Origin of the sequence: Pseudoalteromonas carrageenovora IAM 12662, from assembly GCF_900239935.1 — a bacterium.
GTDB lineage: Bacteria > Pseudomonadota > Gammaproteobacteria > Enterobacterales > Alteromonadaceae > Pseudoalteromonas > Pseudoalteromonas carrageenovora.
Genome location: NZ_LT965929.1, coordinates 256943 through 271811, shown reverse-complemented (window position 1 = coordinate 271811; position 14869 = coordinate 256943). Strand labels below are relative to the sequence as shown.

Here is a 14869-nt window from a genome sequence, read left to right as displayed (position 1 = left end):
CTAATATAAAAATAAAAGCACTATTTATATTTTAAAATCGTTATTTTGAAAAAAGAGGTATTGTAGCTTCATCTTGAATATTGAATGTTTCTGAATTATTACCAACGTATCCTTTATCGTATTTTATTAAAATACAGGTCACATTATCTCGCGCACCTCTAACTAAAGATGAATGCATTAGCGCCATACCAGAATCAATAATGCTACTAGGCTCTAATGACAAACATATGTCCTCATCAGACAACTCACCAGTGAGGCCATCTGAACAAAGTAAAAATATATCGCCTGTTTTCACTTCATTTTGAATAACGTCTACTTTTACTTCTTCAGTTACACCCACAGCCCTTGTGATTACATTTGATAATGGATGCGTTTTAGCTTCTTTTATTGAAATAATCCCTTCATCGATTAAATCATTTACTTGGCTGTGATCTCTTGATATTTGCTTAAGTTGACCATCTCGAAGCATGTAAGCTCTGCTATCGCCAACCCACAAAACATAGTACTTATTATTTTTTAAAAATAATGCGGTAACTGTACTGCCCGCGGTTTTACTACCTAGATATTGGGCACTGTATTCGTTTAATTGCCTATTAGCATCTTCAATGGCTTCAACTATGTGTGATACTTCTAGTTTTTCAAGTGGAAGCTCTTCAACTTTTGCTCTTATTACATCTACAACAAGTTGGCTGGCAACTTCACCAGCCTCGTGACCACCCATCCCATCTGCGACAACCCATAAGTTATGGCTGTTTATTTCTACATGCGCATCCTCGTTAAGCTGTCTAACAGCACCACGGTGGGTAATTGCATAACTTGTACTAAACTTGCTAATCACTATTTTTTACCTGTGTAAAATTCCATTCCCAGTGTTTCCACCTTCCATCTAACATTGCCGCAACTTGATTTACTGCAGGCAAACTAGGGGTTATAAGTACCATTGGTTTTATATTGCAAGAGCCATGCGTCCACCAAACACTGTAATCGCCATGTTTTTTTAATAAAAGAGCATGCATTGCATCTTGAAGAACTTCACCCGATAACTCATCACCTGAAAACTCAAATGCTTCCGCACTTTTATTTTTATCTGCAGAATTTGAAAAGCTAACCTGCTTTTTAACTCCAGCTATAGCACTTAAAGATTTAGCAACTTCTTTACGCCATGAAAATAAATCGACAGAACTATCTAAAACTTTTAATACAGTATCTTCATACTCTAAAGAGAACACTCCTGAGTTTAAAACATCAATCGGTGCTTGCTCTAATGTGCTTGCAACTGTAAAAGGGTAGTGTCGTCCCACGGCATCCATACTCGGAAACAACGTGCCCATAACCCCTTTGTCACCAACAATATTTGGCGATAATGCAAAGTGCCATACTGGTCCGGTTAAGTAATTATCTTGCCATACCTCACCTAGTTGCTCTTTACTCACTGCAATGGCTGCTTGCAGCCATTGCTCCCAATGCTCTGAAAACTCTTTCGATACGTTATCTTGTACAAAGTCACCTAAACTAGGCACTTTGCCAAGATAACCAATATTTATAATCGGGTCGGACATGAAAACTTCTCTACACTTTTATTCCAAAATGGATGCCTGATTGATTTAGGCAATAATTCGACTTTCGCATTGTTCCCCATGAGTGAAAAATGTAACTCTAAGTCTTCACGTGTTTTTGCTCTTTTAGCACTTAACTCGTCTAACATACGATATAACGACCATTCACCTTGGTAAGTTGTATTAATGGGACGACCACCACTTGGAGGAGTAAATTCAATCCGAGTATTACTTTGCCCTGATGATCCTGGCCATACAAAGTTAGTTATCTTGATTGGCCCATGACGATATGACATAGATTGCCCATCAATTTCGACCCTGAACTTTGATACTGATTGATCTAATTCTACAGTCCTTAAACCAAACTCAATTCTTGGTGTTGCACTACCGCCATCAAAAAAGACGGTTTGAATTTGATTAGCAAGTTCAAACATCGCTAATGTATCTCGGCTAATGCCTATATCTTTTTCAAATTTCCATGGCGTTGAGCTCATATCTACACTAGGCGCAATATAGTTAGTGAAAAAGCTATCAATCGTGCCACCAGGGCTGAAGAATCGAGTGAAGTCTTTCATATTCACTTCTTTATTTGCGTACGGAGAGAATGGATAACGGCCAACAATTGCAGCGTTATATTCGCGTAATACCTTACTTTTCCACATCTCGTTTAAATGTCTGTTGGCACTATTTTTAGTTATATTGCTAGTATCACGACTGATATCTAACAACCAACTATTAAACGGATAAGGTAAGTCTCGGCTTTGGAACTCAAGTTGACGAATAAAGCTTGGCTTACTTTTACCGCTAATTTGATCTTTAATTGACGACTTTAACTGATCGCCTCTATCAAGTTTGGTTAAGTAAACGTTTAGCTCTCTTAGATTTTTCTGAATATTATCTAATTGTTGAGCATCAATATTTATTACATCTTCAAAGGCTTCTTCAACTTGATGACCCGGTAATTTAATATCAAATTTAGGGGCTTCGTCAGGTAAAAATCGTTTGATGCGATTAGCCTTTGTTTGCATAGCAATCTCAGCAGCATTTGCTGCCACTTTACCTGCAGCCTTTTGATTATCCGATACGGGTAATTTAGTAAGCTGCACATTTTTTTGAACTGCAGTAATAATATTTTTAATAGGTGCTTCAGAGCCCGCTAGAGCATCAGTAATATTAACCCCCTCAGCAGGAGAGCTATATTGGTTCAGGCTCAAATCATCAATAAATGATTGCCAATAATAGATATAATCTTGAAAATATCGTTGCTCTAGTTTCTTCTCAATCTCATCTTTAGAAATATCGTAGGTACCCGTGGCCTCTTCACCATACACCCAGCTACTTGCCATTAAATTACCAAGCATTTTACTTTTCTCAACATTAAAAATGCCGTGGAAACCATTAAATGTATATAAGCCCGGGATACTTCGCGTAAGCTCACCGTCATTTCTAAAAGTAAATTTTTGCGCACTTTCGAAACTAATAATGTCTGTAAGCCTAAATGGCGGGATACTGCTATCTAAAAAGTCGGCTTGAAGTCGTTGGTATGCTCGCTCAGCAATTGGTAGCTTAGTTAGCTCAGCTCGTGCAACACGCACGGCTTGATTATCAATTTCAATTTGGCTTACACCGTTTTCAAGTAATGTAGCAACATGCTCCATTAGCTCTACTCTGGTTTGCATATTTTTATCGCCTGGTAAATTACGTTCTAAATACGCGTTAAACCATACCGTTATATCTTCACCTTCAAAGTATTCAGGCTGAAACAACATAAGGTAACACTTCAGTGTTTCGTATAAATAACTTAAGTGCTCAGGATGAGCTTCCATTTCTTTAATTAAGGTACTTGCAATAAACGGTTCTAAATACGTTTGCAATGAACGGTCGTAGGCTTGTGTAGAAGCCATTTTTATTTCATTTAGTTTGTTAAACCCAATTGATTTAGACTCTTGTGTATTAACAAGTTCAGGGTTGCTTGCAGGTAAGTTTCTAAGAGCTTTTAATCTGTCGTTTAGTACCAATAAGTTATTACGATCAAATGAGGCGGTATCAAGCTCTTGGTACGTTGCAATCGCATCCTCAGTCTCTGAAATTAAGTTACTATTCCAAGCAAAACTAAAGTACCACGATGTTGAAAAACCAAATAAAGCTATGCATGCAAGCGATATGCTACCAACACGAAGCCATTTATTTTGCTTGTCATGATGTTTGTTAGTGCTTGCTAAGTTTTGCTCTGGAAAAATCACACCTTCTAATACATTCTTTATAAAAAAGCTTTTAGATTGGTTGATGTATCCCGATTCGCCTGCGTTCGCTTCGTTTAAAAAGCTTGATGGCGTACCTTCTTGCGTTGCACTTGTAAGATAAACACCACGAAACATTGGTAGTTCTTCATATGCATTAGGAGTGAATATTTCTTTTAAAAAAGCATCTCCTACACCTTGTAGCACACGAAGCTGCCTTGGGAATTCGAATATTTTAGCGCGAATTTCTTCGTTTCTTTCATTAATTAATCTACGATTTAACATCTCGGTTAATTTAGAAATTAATGTGTGAGATTCTTTATTAAATGCATCTACTTGCGTGTCTTTGTCTAAATCAAGTTCAAAGGTTACGCCCCAAACCTGCTCACATTCTTCTTCTGTTAATTCGCCAAAAAACTCTCTAAAGCCTTCGATTAAATCAACTTTTGAAAAAATAACGTAAACAGGAAAAGTCATGCCTAATTGGCTTTGTAGCTCTTGTAATCGCTGTTTAATAGCGCGAGCATGTAGGTTTCTCTCAGTTTTGGTCTGGCTCATAAGCTCAGAAATACCCATACTGATCATTACACCATTAATCGGCCTAAGAGGACGGTACTTACGCAGTAATCCTAAAAAGCCTTCCCATGCACGTGAATCATGCTTTGCATGGCTGCTTTGCGTTGTGTAGCGCCCTGCAGTGTCAATTAAAACAGCTTTATTGGTAAACCACCAATCACAATTACGCGTACCGCCAACACCATGAACTAAATCAACACCCAGCTTATCTTTTAGTGGGTAATCAAGCCCTGAGTTATGAATAACGGTAGTTTTGCCAGCTCCTGGCGGTCCTATCATTATGTACCAAGGCAGCTGGTAAATGTTTTTACCTTTGAACAGCTTTACATCTTTTAAAAGATCGATAGCTTCGTTCATTCGCGTTTTAAGCGTGGTAATTTCTTCATTTACTTCAGAGCTATTTGTATCGCTATTACTATCAATTAACTCATCAGCCATTTTTTCGTCTCGTTTGCTTTGTTGCATAAGACGATAAATTTTAGACACAGAAAAAACCAATAAAACCAATATAATAGTAAACAGTCTTGCTGCAATACTTTGTAGTGGTACATAGTCAGCTATTGCGATTAATGGGCCGCCAAACCAAATTAGTAATGATAAAGCTAAAAAGCCAATAATTAGCATTGCCGTACGAGATGTAAGTGCGTAGGTCACTTTTTTTATTTTTTGTGAAAAACTCATTTCAGCCTCTTAAAATAATAAGTCGATTTCAATTCGTCGGTTAAGTGACCGAGAAGCTGAATCTGAATTACTGGCAATAGGCTCTGCTGCGCCCTTACCTTCGGGCCATAAACGCCCACTGAGGTTTGTACTTTTAGCCATAGAGTTTGCAACTTGCGTTGCGCGCGCTAAAGAAAGGTGCCAATTTGAAGGGTATTTATCAGTTCTAATTGGTGTGTCGTCTGTGTGGCCGGTTATTAAAATACGCCCTTTAGTTCCTTCAAGGCTTAATGCTAGCTTTTCTAAAATAGGCTGAAATGAAGGTAATAATTTAGAGTCACCTTGATTAAAAAGGCTCTCACTATTAATAGAGATTCTGATCCTATCGATATTTTTCTTTATCGTTACAATCCCCATTTGAATCTCAGTTTGTAATAGTTGTTCTAAAACAAGTAGCTGCTGATCCTTTTTGTCTATTGCTTGGTCTTCAGCTAGAGGGTGAATGATGGCCAGCTTGTCATTTACAGCGGTAACATCATCATTTAGCTTCATATTTATAAATAAATAAACGGTAAGTAAAAGTAGACCCAGAACAGAAAAAATAACCCACAGCGGCACCTGATTTCTTAATTCAACGCCAGCGGCTACTCTTTGTTTCCAGTTAGGAGAAAGCTTATTATTGATTGGCCCATCTAATTGATTTAATAGGTGGTACATTTGTGAGCGGTATTCTTCTACTTTACTATCACCCACAGTATCTAGCCTGTACTTACCTTTAAAACCTAAATTTAAACAGTGGTACTGAAGCTCTAAAAAGGCTTTGTGTTGCTCTGGCTGAGACAATGCATTATCTAGCAAAGTATAAAAGTACTCACCGCCAAAGGTCTCTTTATGAAATGTTGAAAGCAAACTTTCGTCAGCCCATTCCATAGAGCTCCATTTAGAATTTAAAACAGACTCATCTAAAATTGCACATAAACAATAACGAGAGTTTTTGATTACATCTTTTGATAAATTCTGATTACGAATCTCGACTTCAAAGCGTTTGATAGCCTCAACACATCGATGCTTTAACGCAGCCAAGTTTGTCATCTCAACTGATTTTCTGATTGAAATAACCAATGAAAAACAGTCTGTTGCCGCTTCCATTAACGGGTTTTTAAATATAGATACCTTTGCATTACTAGGAATACTGCTTGCAACAGGCTCAACAGACATAACTGTTTTGTCTGGATCATTATCTACTTGAGTATTATTTGAGGCATCACGCCCTAATCGACCAGGACGTGGTTTTATAATGGTTTCGTCCATTGAAACTCTTCCTTTTAAAAGTTAAGTTCTTATTGCCCACAGGCTTAGTTGTAACTCGGGGTAATTTCCAGACAAGTGAATAGCAATACCACCACTTGAATGAAGCTTTGCCCAATGCTCGCCATGTTTATTTAATTCAAAATAATGAAAACCTGCATGGTAAGGAATTTGACGCGGTGCCGTTGGTAAGTTACTGATTGTAATACCTGGGATTTGATTGTTTACTAAATCTCGGATTGTCTCAACACTACCTATTTTAATTTGAGAAGGTAGTATCTTACGAAGCTCTTCGTGGGGGACACTCGCCTTAATAGCCAATACAAATTGACCCGAGCTAAGTACCGATTTGTCTTTGAGTGCACCAAAAGAAATACCAAACTTGCTTTGCTCTAGCTTTATTTCTGTCGCAGTTTGCTCGATTACATGACTTAAAGATTGATATAAAAAGTTTACTACTTCGCTAAATACTGGGCCTAAATTTTTATGATCGTACTTAGGTAATTTAGGTACTCTTTTGTTTACTGTACTAAAAGTAGAGAGTTCACCAGCAAGCTCTATTAAACGTGTATAAAGAATATTTGGATGAAGGTTATTAACTGATAATAAGTTTTCAAAAACAGCGTCATACTTATTTAACGTTTGCAGCATAATAAAATCAGCTACAGATGTGCTTCCCGCATAGCCTTGGCACAACCTAACAGCGATACTTTCTGAGCGCTGCTTTATCATTGAGCCAATTTCTCTCACTAGACCAAGTAATGGCTTACACTGACCTACTTTTAATGAAGCTGGTATATACTTTGAATCGAGCTTAATTTGCCCTTCGCTACTTACTTCAACAATGCGTGCTAATGGCAATAATATATAGCCAGCGTGATCGTCTGATGACAATACTAGCTTACTAAATACCTTAGCTACTTGAATAATTTCTTGAGCTTGCGCACCTAAAGAGTCATCGCTTACTGATAAGTCATTAAGTTTATAACGCGTAACAATATCTTCATCTAAAGATGAAATATTAATACCACTGGCTTTTAGTGCAGGAACCGCTAAATAAACTATTTCATCATAAACATCTTTACCAACCACTAAAGGCGCAGGTAAAGAGGTTGATTGAGGCATATCGATGGGTAGCAAATCAGGAGTAATAGCTGATAACGACTCAATTGCAAATTGGCCTGAGCTTAATAGTTGAGTGTCGATACTTATATCAAGTATGCCCCAAGGATCTGCTAAATTCCCATTGCAAATTTGCTTTATTAAATGCGAAAAATGCTTATCTGACTGCTGAAAGTGTTGCGGCCTTAAGAACATTCCTTCGGTCCAGGCAACACGAGTGTTATCACTCATTGTACAAATCCTTTTTTATTGCTCTCTCATGTATGTAGCAATTGCTTCAACATTTACATCTATATCGTCATAGCCTGTAGGGTCAACTTCAATTACAGCTCTCCATCGTGCTTGGTCGATATCTCTGTACGCAACAACAACTCCAACATATCGCGTATTGCGGTTTAAGCTCATTTTGTATTCTTGAACAGAGTTTGGCTGTAATTCTAATTCATCTTTTTTTAATAAGTCTGGGCCTAATAGTTTTTCAGGTGTTTCGTATAGGCTAAAAAAATCCTGCGTATCAAAAATTGTTCTTGAGCTAAGCTCAAAAATTTTCATTACTACCGGTGAAGGCCTATCCGAAGTGTCCGGATTAACATTTTTAGACACATTGATTTTTAGATCTGTAGAAGGAGGTACAAACTTGTTAACAGTTGAACAACCCATGGCTAAAAACAGTAAACTGAAACTCATTAAAAAGAGCTTAAACTTGTTCATTATCTACTTTCCTTTCTAGAACGATTCTTTAATTCTATCGTTATATGCTTTTAAGAAATCATCTGACAATGCCATAGCTCCCTTACTATTTACATCATGAGATAACTCATCATATAAATTTTGGTATAGCTTCCAGCACTTAGCCTCTGTTTGACCAGGGATGATTTTTAATACGTTAGAATTATCATTTATTTGTTGATTTATGTGTTGGGGAGAAACTTGCTCTAACATCCCTTTTAATACGCCATCAGCTCCTGCTAATAAAGCATGTTCATGTCTTCGAGTGTCAACAAAGCTTTCTTTGATTGATTCTCGAGACGACAGGAAGCTTGCACTATTTCTGATGAATAAATTCTGAATAACATCATCAATATCTGCCGAAAACTTAATTGGGTTATTTTGTTGAGTTTGAAACATTGTTTGGTTTAAACGCAATTGGTTTTTCACAAGTGCTCTTTGACGAAGAGACTCCATCAACTCTGTGAGTAATAAATTTAACCCTTGGCCCATTTCAAACCAAAGTTCTTGCGAGTTTAACGAATTTTGTAACTCAGCTTTAATCCCTAACCCGTTCAAGAAAGCATCGGTTAACGCAGTATCTTCACTCGGTGATATTGAATTCTTTTGCGCAGCAGGCTTATGAACAGGCTTTACAGCTTGAGGTTTGCTTACAGGTGTATCAAGTACCGCAGCCTCAACTGAAACTTGTTGTTTAACAGGCTGTTTTGGCTGTGGCTTACTTACAACTGGTGCTGGTTGAGTTACCGCCTCTGGGTTCATTAAGTGAGCAAGCTCATCCCAGTTCTCAGGTATTTGGTTTGCTGAATTATCTTCACTGGCCTGAGTCATAGAAACTGCAGGCATAGATTCATCCATTATTGATTCATTAAAATACTGCTCTGCCTCTGAAAAACGCTCAGTAGGGTGCTGATAAGCGCTTTCTGGCTCTTTGCTCAAACTAGCAGCTGCACTTAAATTACCATAATCGGTCTCAGGAGCTTTTTCGTTGGTAGCTAATTTCACTTCTACTTGAAAATCACCCACAGTAATTGTGTCACTATCAGACAAGCGTTGTTTATTACCTTGGCCTAATGGAGCTACGCCAAAATTTACAAAAGTACCATTTGTAGATGTATCGTAAACATAAAAAGAATCGCCCTCTTTAACTATGCGCCCGTGCTTACTAGAAATGATTTTTTCGGGATCAGGAAAGTGCCAATCACATGCTTCTGAACGGCCAAATATTAGAGAGTCTTTTACTGTTTTAGTGGCTTCAATTTCTGGAGAGAGTCTATGATAACTAGTGATGTTTAGTATCAGTTCCATTTGATAAGTTAGTCCCATAAATCTACATTTTTATTAGGATAAAGTAGAAGAGAAACTATTGTCAACATTGAAATTAATATATAAAAATATACTCAGTCTTTTAAAAGCATAAATCCAAATAATTTAAATTAATCAAAACCGCTTTAAAAAAGCCCTTTCACAGCTTAAAAAACATATTTTGTATGTTCCGATTTAAAAAATTACTATTTATTAATTTTCACAACACATTATTCATTTTAAATACCTTAAAGTGTTACAAAACAATGCCTGTAGACTTACGCTGTTTATAAAAAAAAATAGCAATTAAACGATATTTCAATAATTAATATAAAAGCTCTAAATTTTTTAAAGTTTTGTACGAAAGTTCTGCTATAGAAACATTGCTAAGTTGGCTGATTTTTGTAAAAATACAGCGCTTATCAAAGGGAGAATTGATAAAAATAAAAAACTCACCTTTGCGATTATTTTAATATACACAATAAAAGGATTTATAATGAGCGGTGTCAACAGTTCTAATGATAAAACGCAGATAGCTTCGCTTGACTCAAATCTTCGCACGCCAAAAGCAATAAATAAATTAAACCTTGTAGGTAAAAAAATATCAGACCGCTACTTAGTTGAAGAACTTATTGGCCAAGGTGGTATGTGTTACATTTATCGAGCCAGAGATTTATTTTTAGAAAGTGCGAGTCGCCCTGAAGTTTTTGTAGCGATTAAAGTATTGTTAGAAGAGTTTTCTCACTCTGAAGAAGCTATTTCACTTCTTAAAGATGAAACAACTAAAACACAACAGCTCTCTCACCCTAATATTGTAAAAGTATATTCTGCAGGATCTGATAACGATTTACATTATGTAACCATGGAATTAGTAGAAGGCGAAACGCTTGAGCAAATAATCAAGCGTAATAAACCCTCTGGAATGGCTTTCAAAAAAGCGAATGTAATTCTTAGCCAACTTGCTGATGCATTAATTTATGCTCACTCTCGTGGCGTTATTCATAACGATTTAAAACCATCAAATATAATTTTCGATTCTAATGGTAGCCTTAAGGTACTCGACTTTGGTATTGCAAAACATAAAACCATTGAAGATGCCTATGCAGTTAAAAGCGAATCAAGCATAGGTACTGTAGGGGGCTATACACCAACCTATGCAAGCCCTGAACAACTTAAAGGTGCTGCAGCATCTGTCAAAGATGACGTTTTTTCTTATGCGTGTATTGCACTAGAATTATTAAGTAGCAAACATCCATATAATCGTGTTGCAGCAGATACACTCCCTAAAGATACATCGGCAAAACGCCCTAGTAACTGCCCTTTATGGCTGTGGGGCACGCTTAATAAAGCAGTTTCTTTAGATGCAGCAAAAAGAACTGATTCGTTAAAGCCCGTTTTAGCTAAGCTTCAAAGTAACTTTAAACCAGCAATAGCGCTTGTTGCCAGTACTGTCGTGTTAGCTCTTTTAGCAGGCCAGTACTACCTAACAAATACAAACAATATGAAGCAGCTTGAAGCTAAGTTAGACAATGCAAAAGCAATAAACCAACAAGTAGAAACATGGATGTCTTGGAATGGACCGGAGATTTTAAATAAACTTGCAGAAATCCCCCCGCAATACGAGGTATTAAAACAAGGTTTATTAAGATCAAATCAAGCTAATATCTTGCAGAGTTTTGATTACAGAGCTAACCAAATCAATACAAGCGCTAATAAGTTTAAAGATTTTGATGAAACTATTAATGTTTATAGTAAAGCATTAGAGTATTACCCTGATTCAGAAAAGCTATCTGTACAACTCGAAAGTATTTTAAGAGAACGCCAATCAATAATTTCGGATATTACTTCTCGTATTGATTTGTTACTTGAGCAATCTCGCTATAGTGAACTTGACAATAATAGTATTCCACAATTAATCAATGATTTAAGCGTAGTAGATAGTACCTACGTTTATCGTCCGTCTGAAATACATTTTGATAATTACAAACTTGCCTTAGATAAAGCTATTGAAGAAGATGATGTGATCACGCAAAAATCTTTACTTAATGTTGGTAAAGCTATTTTCACTAATAATCAAAAAAATGAACTTGGTTTCGCAAACCTTCTTAAAAGAGAGTCGGCGATAGATGCTTTAACGCTCTACCAAAAGAAAATTAACCTAGGTGAACAAGCTGATTTTCCAACTGAAGATGCCGTTGTATTTTACGGCCCAAGATTTGACAGATACACACAAAAACTAGAGACAATTGAAGAGTATAAAGATTTATTAGACTTTGAAGAGTTAATCAATACTGAGTCTGCAGCGTTACCTAAGGACTTTTCTTTATTGGTTTCTTTAAAACAAGAATTATCTAGACGCTACATCACTATGGCAAATACATTAATGAAAAGAAAGATGTACCGCACAGCAGAACAACTAGTTGAAAGAAGCGAAGCTATTACTCAGTCTCTTGATAATGTAATGCTTTAAACAACTGTTTTTATTTGGTGAGTATCACCAAATAACTAAAAATAACGATATATATTAAACTAACAAACGTTTTGTTTTAACAAACGAAGGTCAAGGACGACGAGTTGAGCGATCATTTTGCATAAACTCCTCCAAGATTTTTCGTAATTATTACTATTTAAATGAGTTTATGGAGTACCTATGAAAAAGATAAGCGCACTAGCAGCACTATTAATACTAAGTGGTTGTTCTACTACATCGTCAGTAGACGAAACGCAGCAAACGGCAAAAGAAGAAGCAGTTCAAGTACAAGAAGAAATTGTTGAAGCTGTAGCACCTATTTCATTAACTGTAATCACTAACCCTAGTGATGCACGCGTACGCATAATGAACATAAAGCCTGTATACGAAGACGCTATTGAGCTGAAAGAAGGTGAATACGACGTTGAAGTAAGCAAACCTGGCTACCTAACTTACCGCAAGTGGGTTGCTGTAGATAAAAAGACTATTTTAACTGTAAATTTAGATGAAGTAGCAGCAACTGAAGCGGCTAACTAAACACTAAATAGAATTTTGAATTATGCCTTTAAACCTCGTTTTAAAGGCATAATTTTAGCTACCTATCAAAAAATACAATACACCACCTGCCCCACTTATATTTAAAATAATACACAACCACAACACACCTATAAAACGACGTTTTTGCGATTTATGCCTAAGCCATTGCTGTGCAATGAGCGCACCGGGCCAGCCGCCAAATAATGATAATAACTGGAGTGTTCGCTCGCTCGTGCGGTTAACTTTTTTATGCGTTGATTGTTTAGCTTGTCGCTTATCCCATGCGTACATTATAAAAGTGATTAGGCTCAGTGAGCTTATATAACCTGGTACATAAATAGGTATGTAAATAGGCAAGTACTGAGATAGATACGCAAGCCAAATTATTGCTAAATAAAGCAGTGAGAACGTGATTAATGTTTTCTTTATCAATTAATGTTCGCCTATACTAAAAGCTGTTAAACCAAAATAATAAGAGCCAAATTATGACATATTTTAAAGCGCTATTCTTAGTATTATGCTTATACACAATTAGCAGCTATGCATCCGATACCCCAACCAACCTTGATAAAGAACTTGCCGTATTTAAGCCTTATTTAGGCACTTGGCAGGCCGACTTTAAAGTGCCTGAAGGTGCCAAACCAGTTCAAGATGTAGGCCGATGGGAGCGGGCATTAAATGGTAAAGCTATACATACCAAGCACTCTATTAATGAAGGCGAATATGGTGGTGAATCGATGATTTTTTACGACAGTAAAAAAGAGTCATTAGTGTTTTACTATTTCACTACCGCAGGGTTTTACACAAAAGGCACCATGAAAGTGCTCAGCCCTACTCAATTTGTAGCCTATGAAGACGTGACAGGCAGTCAAGATGGTATTACTAAGGTTAAGTCGATGAGCGAGTTAAAAGACGATACATTTATAGTCTCAACCTCATATTTAAAAAAGGGTGAATGGACTAAGCCCGAGCAGCGTATTTATACTCGTAGTACAAAAACCGTCAAATTTAAATAACTTTGCATTTAAAACACAAAAAGGCAGCCTAGGCTGCCTTTGTTATTTATAAAACGGCTATTATTTAGCGAACTTTTTAAATGGTTCGTCAACTGGTGTATCAGCAAGGTGATTTGTGTAATTGCTCATTACTTTTTGCGATAAACCAACAATAATTTCTAGTAGTTGTTGCTTAGCGTAACCTGCTGCAAAAAACTTCTCAATTTGCTCATCGCTAATTACGCCGCGATCGCGTGTCATTGCAAGCGTTGTTTCACGTAGTGTTTCAAGTTTTGCATCTGCTAGTGGTGTTTTGTTTACTAGTGCATCAACAATACCTTGGTCAACTTTCATTGAAGCGGCAATTGCGCTGTGCGCTGGTACACAGTAATGACACTCGTGCTCAACGTTAATTGTTTGCCATACTACTGTTAGCTCTTCTGCATTAAACGATGTTTTTTGAAATAAGTCGTGCAGTACTTGGTAGCCTTTAAGTAGCGTAGGCGCTTCTGCCATTACTGCGTGAAGGTTAGGCACCATGCCAAATGCTGCTACTGAATCAGCCATAAGCGATTTTGATTCTTCAGGTGCGTTGTCTTGAGTATATAACGTAAATTCTGCCATGTTCTGCTCCAATAAATTAATGTGTTTGAGTAACTTCGAGACACATACTATTTGATTTTGAGCGACTGTTCAAGTTAAAATTGAGCATACGTTCAAAATAGTTGAGATTAAAATGGCTAACAAAGTTAAATTTGAACGCGAGAATGTAATTCGCGTTGCAAGCCAATTGTTTTGGGAAAAGGGGTTTACAGCAACCTCAACCCGCGATTTACAAGAGGCAATTAATATGCGCCCAGGCAGTATTTATGCGGCGTTTGGCTCTAAAGAAGGCTTATATAGTGAGTCTTTAAAAGACTACACCGTACAAATGAAAAGCCAAATTGACGGGTTTTTAGCAAGCTCTGACACTGTTATAGGTGGTTTGCGTGCGTTTGTAGAAAACGTAATAATTAAAACCAAAGACTGTAGCCCAAGTGCTATTTGTATGTTGGTAAAAGCAAACAGTGAATTTGCAGAAAAAGATGCCTCTTTATATGAACTGAGTTTAGACTTATCGGCAAAGTTTGAAGCTTACCTAACAACCTTGTTTGCTCAAGCTATTAAAAATAATGAGCTTAGTAGTAATCTTACGGCACTTGAATATGCGCAGTTTTTTCAGGTGCAATTTACTGGGCTACGTGGCTACTTTAACCGCCCAGGGGTTGAGCAATTAGCGCATCCGATGATCAATCAAATGTTTGCCTTGATCAAAAAGCTATAACTTTTCGCATTACTCACAGCTAAAAAAGTCTCAACAAAAAAAGCGGC

13 protein-coding genes are annotated in these 14869 nt (G+C 37.0%); 4 read left to right on the top strand and 9 right to left on the bottom strand.

The features are described from left to right. Positions 1–40: 40 nt before the first annotated feature. From ALFOR1_RS17530 to tagH, 7 genes are read right to left on the bottom strand one after another with little or no spacing between them, the layout of a single operon-like run. A complete protein-coding gene (locus tag ALFOR1_RS17530; protein WP_104643860.1) occupies positions 41–838 on the bottom strand; it encodes a PP2C family protein-serine/threonine phosphatase in 798 nt (265 codons plus the stop codon). After that, complete coding sequence (gene tagF, locus ALFOR1_RS17525; protein WP_104643859.1) at positions 831–1559, bottom strand: type VI secretion system-associated protein TagF; 729 nt, start codon at positions 1557–1559, stop codon at positions 831–833. The genes ALFOR1_RS17530 and tagF overlap by 8 nt, the downstream gene beginning before the upstream one ends. Further along, on the bottom strand, positions 1541–5053 hold the full coding sequence (tssM, locus tag ALFOR1_RS17520) for a type VI secretion system membrane subunit TssM (RefSeq protein ID WP_104643858.1): 3513 nt from the start codon (positions 5051–5053) through the stop codon (positions 1541–1543). The genes tagF and tssM overlap by 19 nt, the downstream gene beginning before the upstream one ends. A 9-nt stretch (positions 5054–5062) precedes the next feature. Next, positions 5063–6343 (bottom strand): type VI secretion system protein TssL, long form, encoded by a 1281-nt coding sequence (gene tssL / locus ALFOR1_RS17515; RefSeq protein WP_058547851.1) that lies wholly within the window; start codon positions 6341–6343, stop codon positions 5063–5065. A 21-nt stretch (positions 6344–6364) separates the two neighbouring features. Next, complete coding sequence (gene tssK / locus ALFOR1_RS17510) at positions 6365–7693, bottom strand: type VI secretion system baseplate subunit TssK (RefSeq protein WP_104643857.1); 1329 nt, start codon at positions 7691–7693, stop codon at positions 6365–6367. Between the two features lie 15 nt (positions 7694–7708). Then, entirely contained in the window at positions 7709–8173 is a 465-nt protein-coding gene (gene tssJ / locus ALFOR1_RS17505) for a type VI secretion system lipoprotein TssJ (RefSeq protein ID WP_058547853.1), read from the bottom strand. A gap of 15 nt (positions 8174–8188) precedes the next feature. Then, positions 8189–9499 (bottom strand): type VI secretion system-associated FHA domain protein TagH, encoded by a 1311-nt coding sequence (gene tagH / locus ALFOR1_RS17500; protein WP_058547854.1) that lies wholly within the window; start codon positions 9497–9499, stop codon positions 8189–8191. Positions 9500–9992: 493 nt separating this feature from the next. Between tagH and ALFOR1_RS17495 the strand changes: the two genes are divergently transcribed. Next, a complete protein-coding gene (locus tag ALFOR1_RS17495; protein ID WP_104643856.1) occupies positions 9993–11966 on the top strand; it encodes a serine/threonine protein kinase in 1974 nt (657 codons plus the stop codon). A gap of 180 nt (positions 11967–12146) precedes the next feature. Further along, a complete protein-coding gene (locus ALFOR1_RS17490; RefSeq protein WP_058547856.1) occupies positions 12147–12503 on the top strand; it encodes a PEGA domain-containing protein in 357 nt (118 codons plus the stop codon). 54 nt (positions 12504–12557) lie between these two features. On the opposite strand, the gene ALFOR1_RS17485 is transcribed toward ALFOR1_RS17490, so the two are convergent. Further along, a complete protein-coding gene (locus ALFOR1_RS17485) occupies positions 12558–12935 on the bottom strand; it encodes a DUF1294 domain-containing protein (RefSeq protein WP_104643855.1) in 378 nt (125 codons plus the stop codon). A 53-nt stretch (positions 12936–12988) separates the two neighbouring features. Between ALFOR1_RS17485 and ALFOR1_RS17480 the strand changes: the two genes are divergently transcribed. After that, positions 12989–13519, top strand: coding sequence for a hypothetical protein (locus tag ALFOR1_RS17480; RefSeq protein WP_104643854.1), 531 nt, complete (start codon positions 12989–12991; stop codon positions 13517–13519). A gap of 60 nt (positions 13520–13579) precedes the next feature. Here ALFOR1_RS17480 and ALFOR1_RS17475 read toward each other — a convergent pair whose 3' ends face one another. Further along, complete coding sequence (locus ALFOR1_RS17475; protein ID WP_058547859.1) at positions 13580–14122, bottom strand: carboxymuconolactone decarboxylase family protein; 543 nt, start codon at positions 14120–14122, stop codon at positions 13580–13582. 112 nt (positions 14123–14234) lie between these two features. Here ALFOR1_RS17475 and ALFOR1_RS17470 point away from each other — a divergent pair, with 112 nt between their 5' ends. After that, positions 14235–14822: a TetR/AcrR family transcriptional regulator gene (locus ALFOR1_RS17470; protein ID WP_104643853.1), complete on the top strand. Its 588-nt coding sequence runs from the start codon at positions 14235–14237 to the stop codon at positions 14820–14822. Positions 14823–14869 lie beyond the last annotated feature (47 nt).

Bases quoted from the DNA above. Each gene is read 5' to 3' on its own strand.
- tagF (WP_104643859.1), bottom strand. From the start codon at position 1,559: ATGTCCGACCCGATTATAAATATTGGTTATCTTGGCAAAGTGCCTAGT.
- tssM (WP_104643858.1), bottom strand. From the start codon at position 5,053: ATGAGTTTTTCACAAAAAATAAAAAAAGTGACCTACGCACTTACATCT.
- tssL (WP_058547851.1), bottom strand. From the start codon at position 6,343: ATGGACGAAACCATTATAAAACCACGTCCTGGTCGATTAGGGCGTGAT.
- tssK (WP_104643857.1), bottom strand. From the start codon at position 7,693: ATGAGTGATAACACTCGTGTTGCCTGGACCGAAGGAATGTTCTTAAGG.
- tssJ (WP_058547853.1), bottom strand. From the start codon at position 8,173: ATGAACAAGTTTAAGCTCTTTTTAATGAGTTTCAGTTTACTGTTTTTA.
- tagH (WP_058547854.1), bottom strand. From the start codon at position 9,499: ATGGAACTGATACTAAACATCACTAGTTATCATAGACTCTCTCCAGAA.
- ALFOR1_RS17495 (WP_104643856.1), top strand. From the start codon at position 9,993: ATGAGCGGTGTCAACAGTTCTAATGATAAAACGCAGATAGCTTCGCTT.
- ALFOR1_RS17490 (WP_058547856.1), top strand. From the start codon at position 12,147: ATGAAAAAGATAAGCGCACTAGCAGCACTATTAATACTAAGTGGTTGT.
- ALFOR1_RS17480 (WP_104643854.1), top strand. From the start codon at position 12,989: ATGACATATTTTAAAGCGCTATTCTTAGTATTATGCTTATACACAATT.
- ALFOR1_RS17475 (WP_058547859.1), bottom strand. From the start codon at position 14,122: ATGGCAGAATTTACGTTATATACTCAAGACAACGCACCTGAAGAATCA.
- ALFOR1_RS17470 (WP_104643853.1), top strand. From the start codon at position 14,235: ATGGCTAACAAAGTTAAATTTGAACGCGAGAATGTAATTCGCGTTGCA.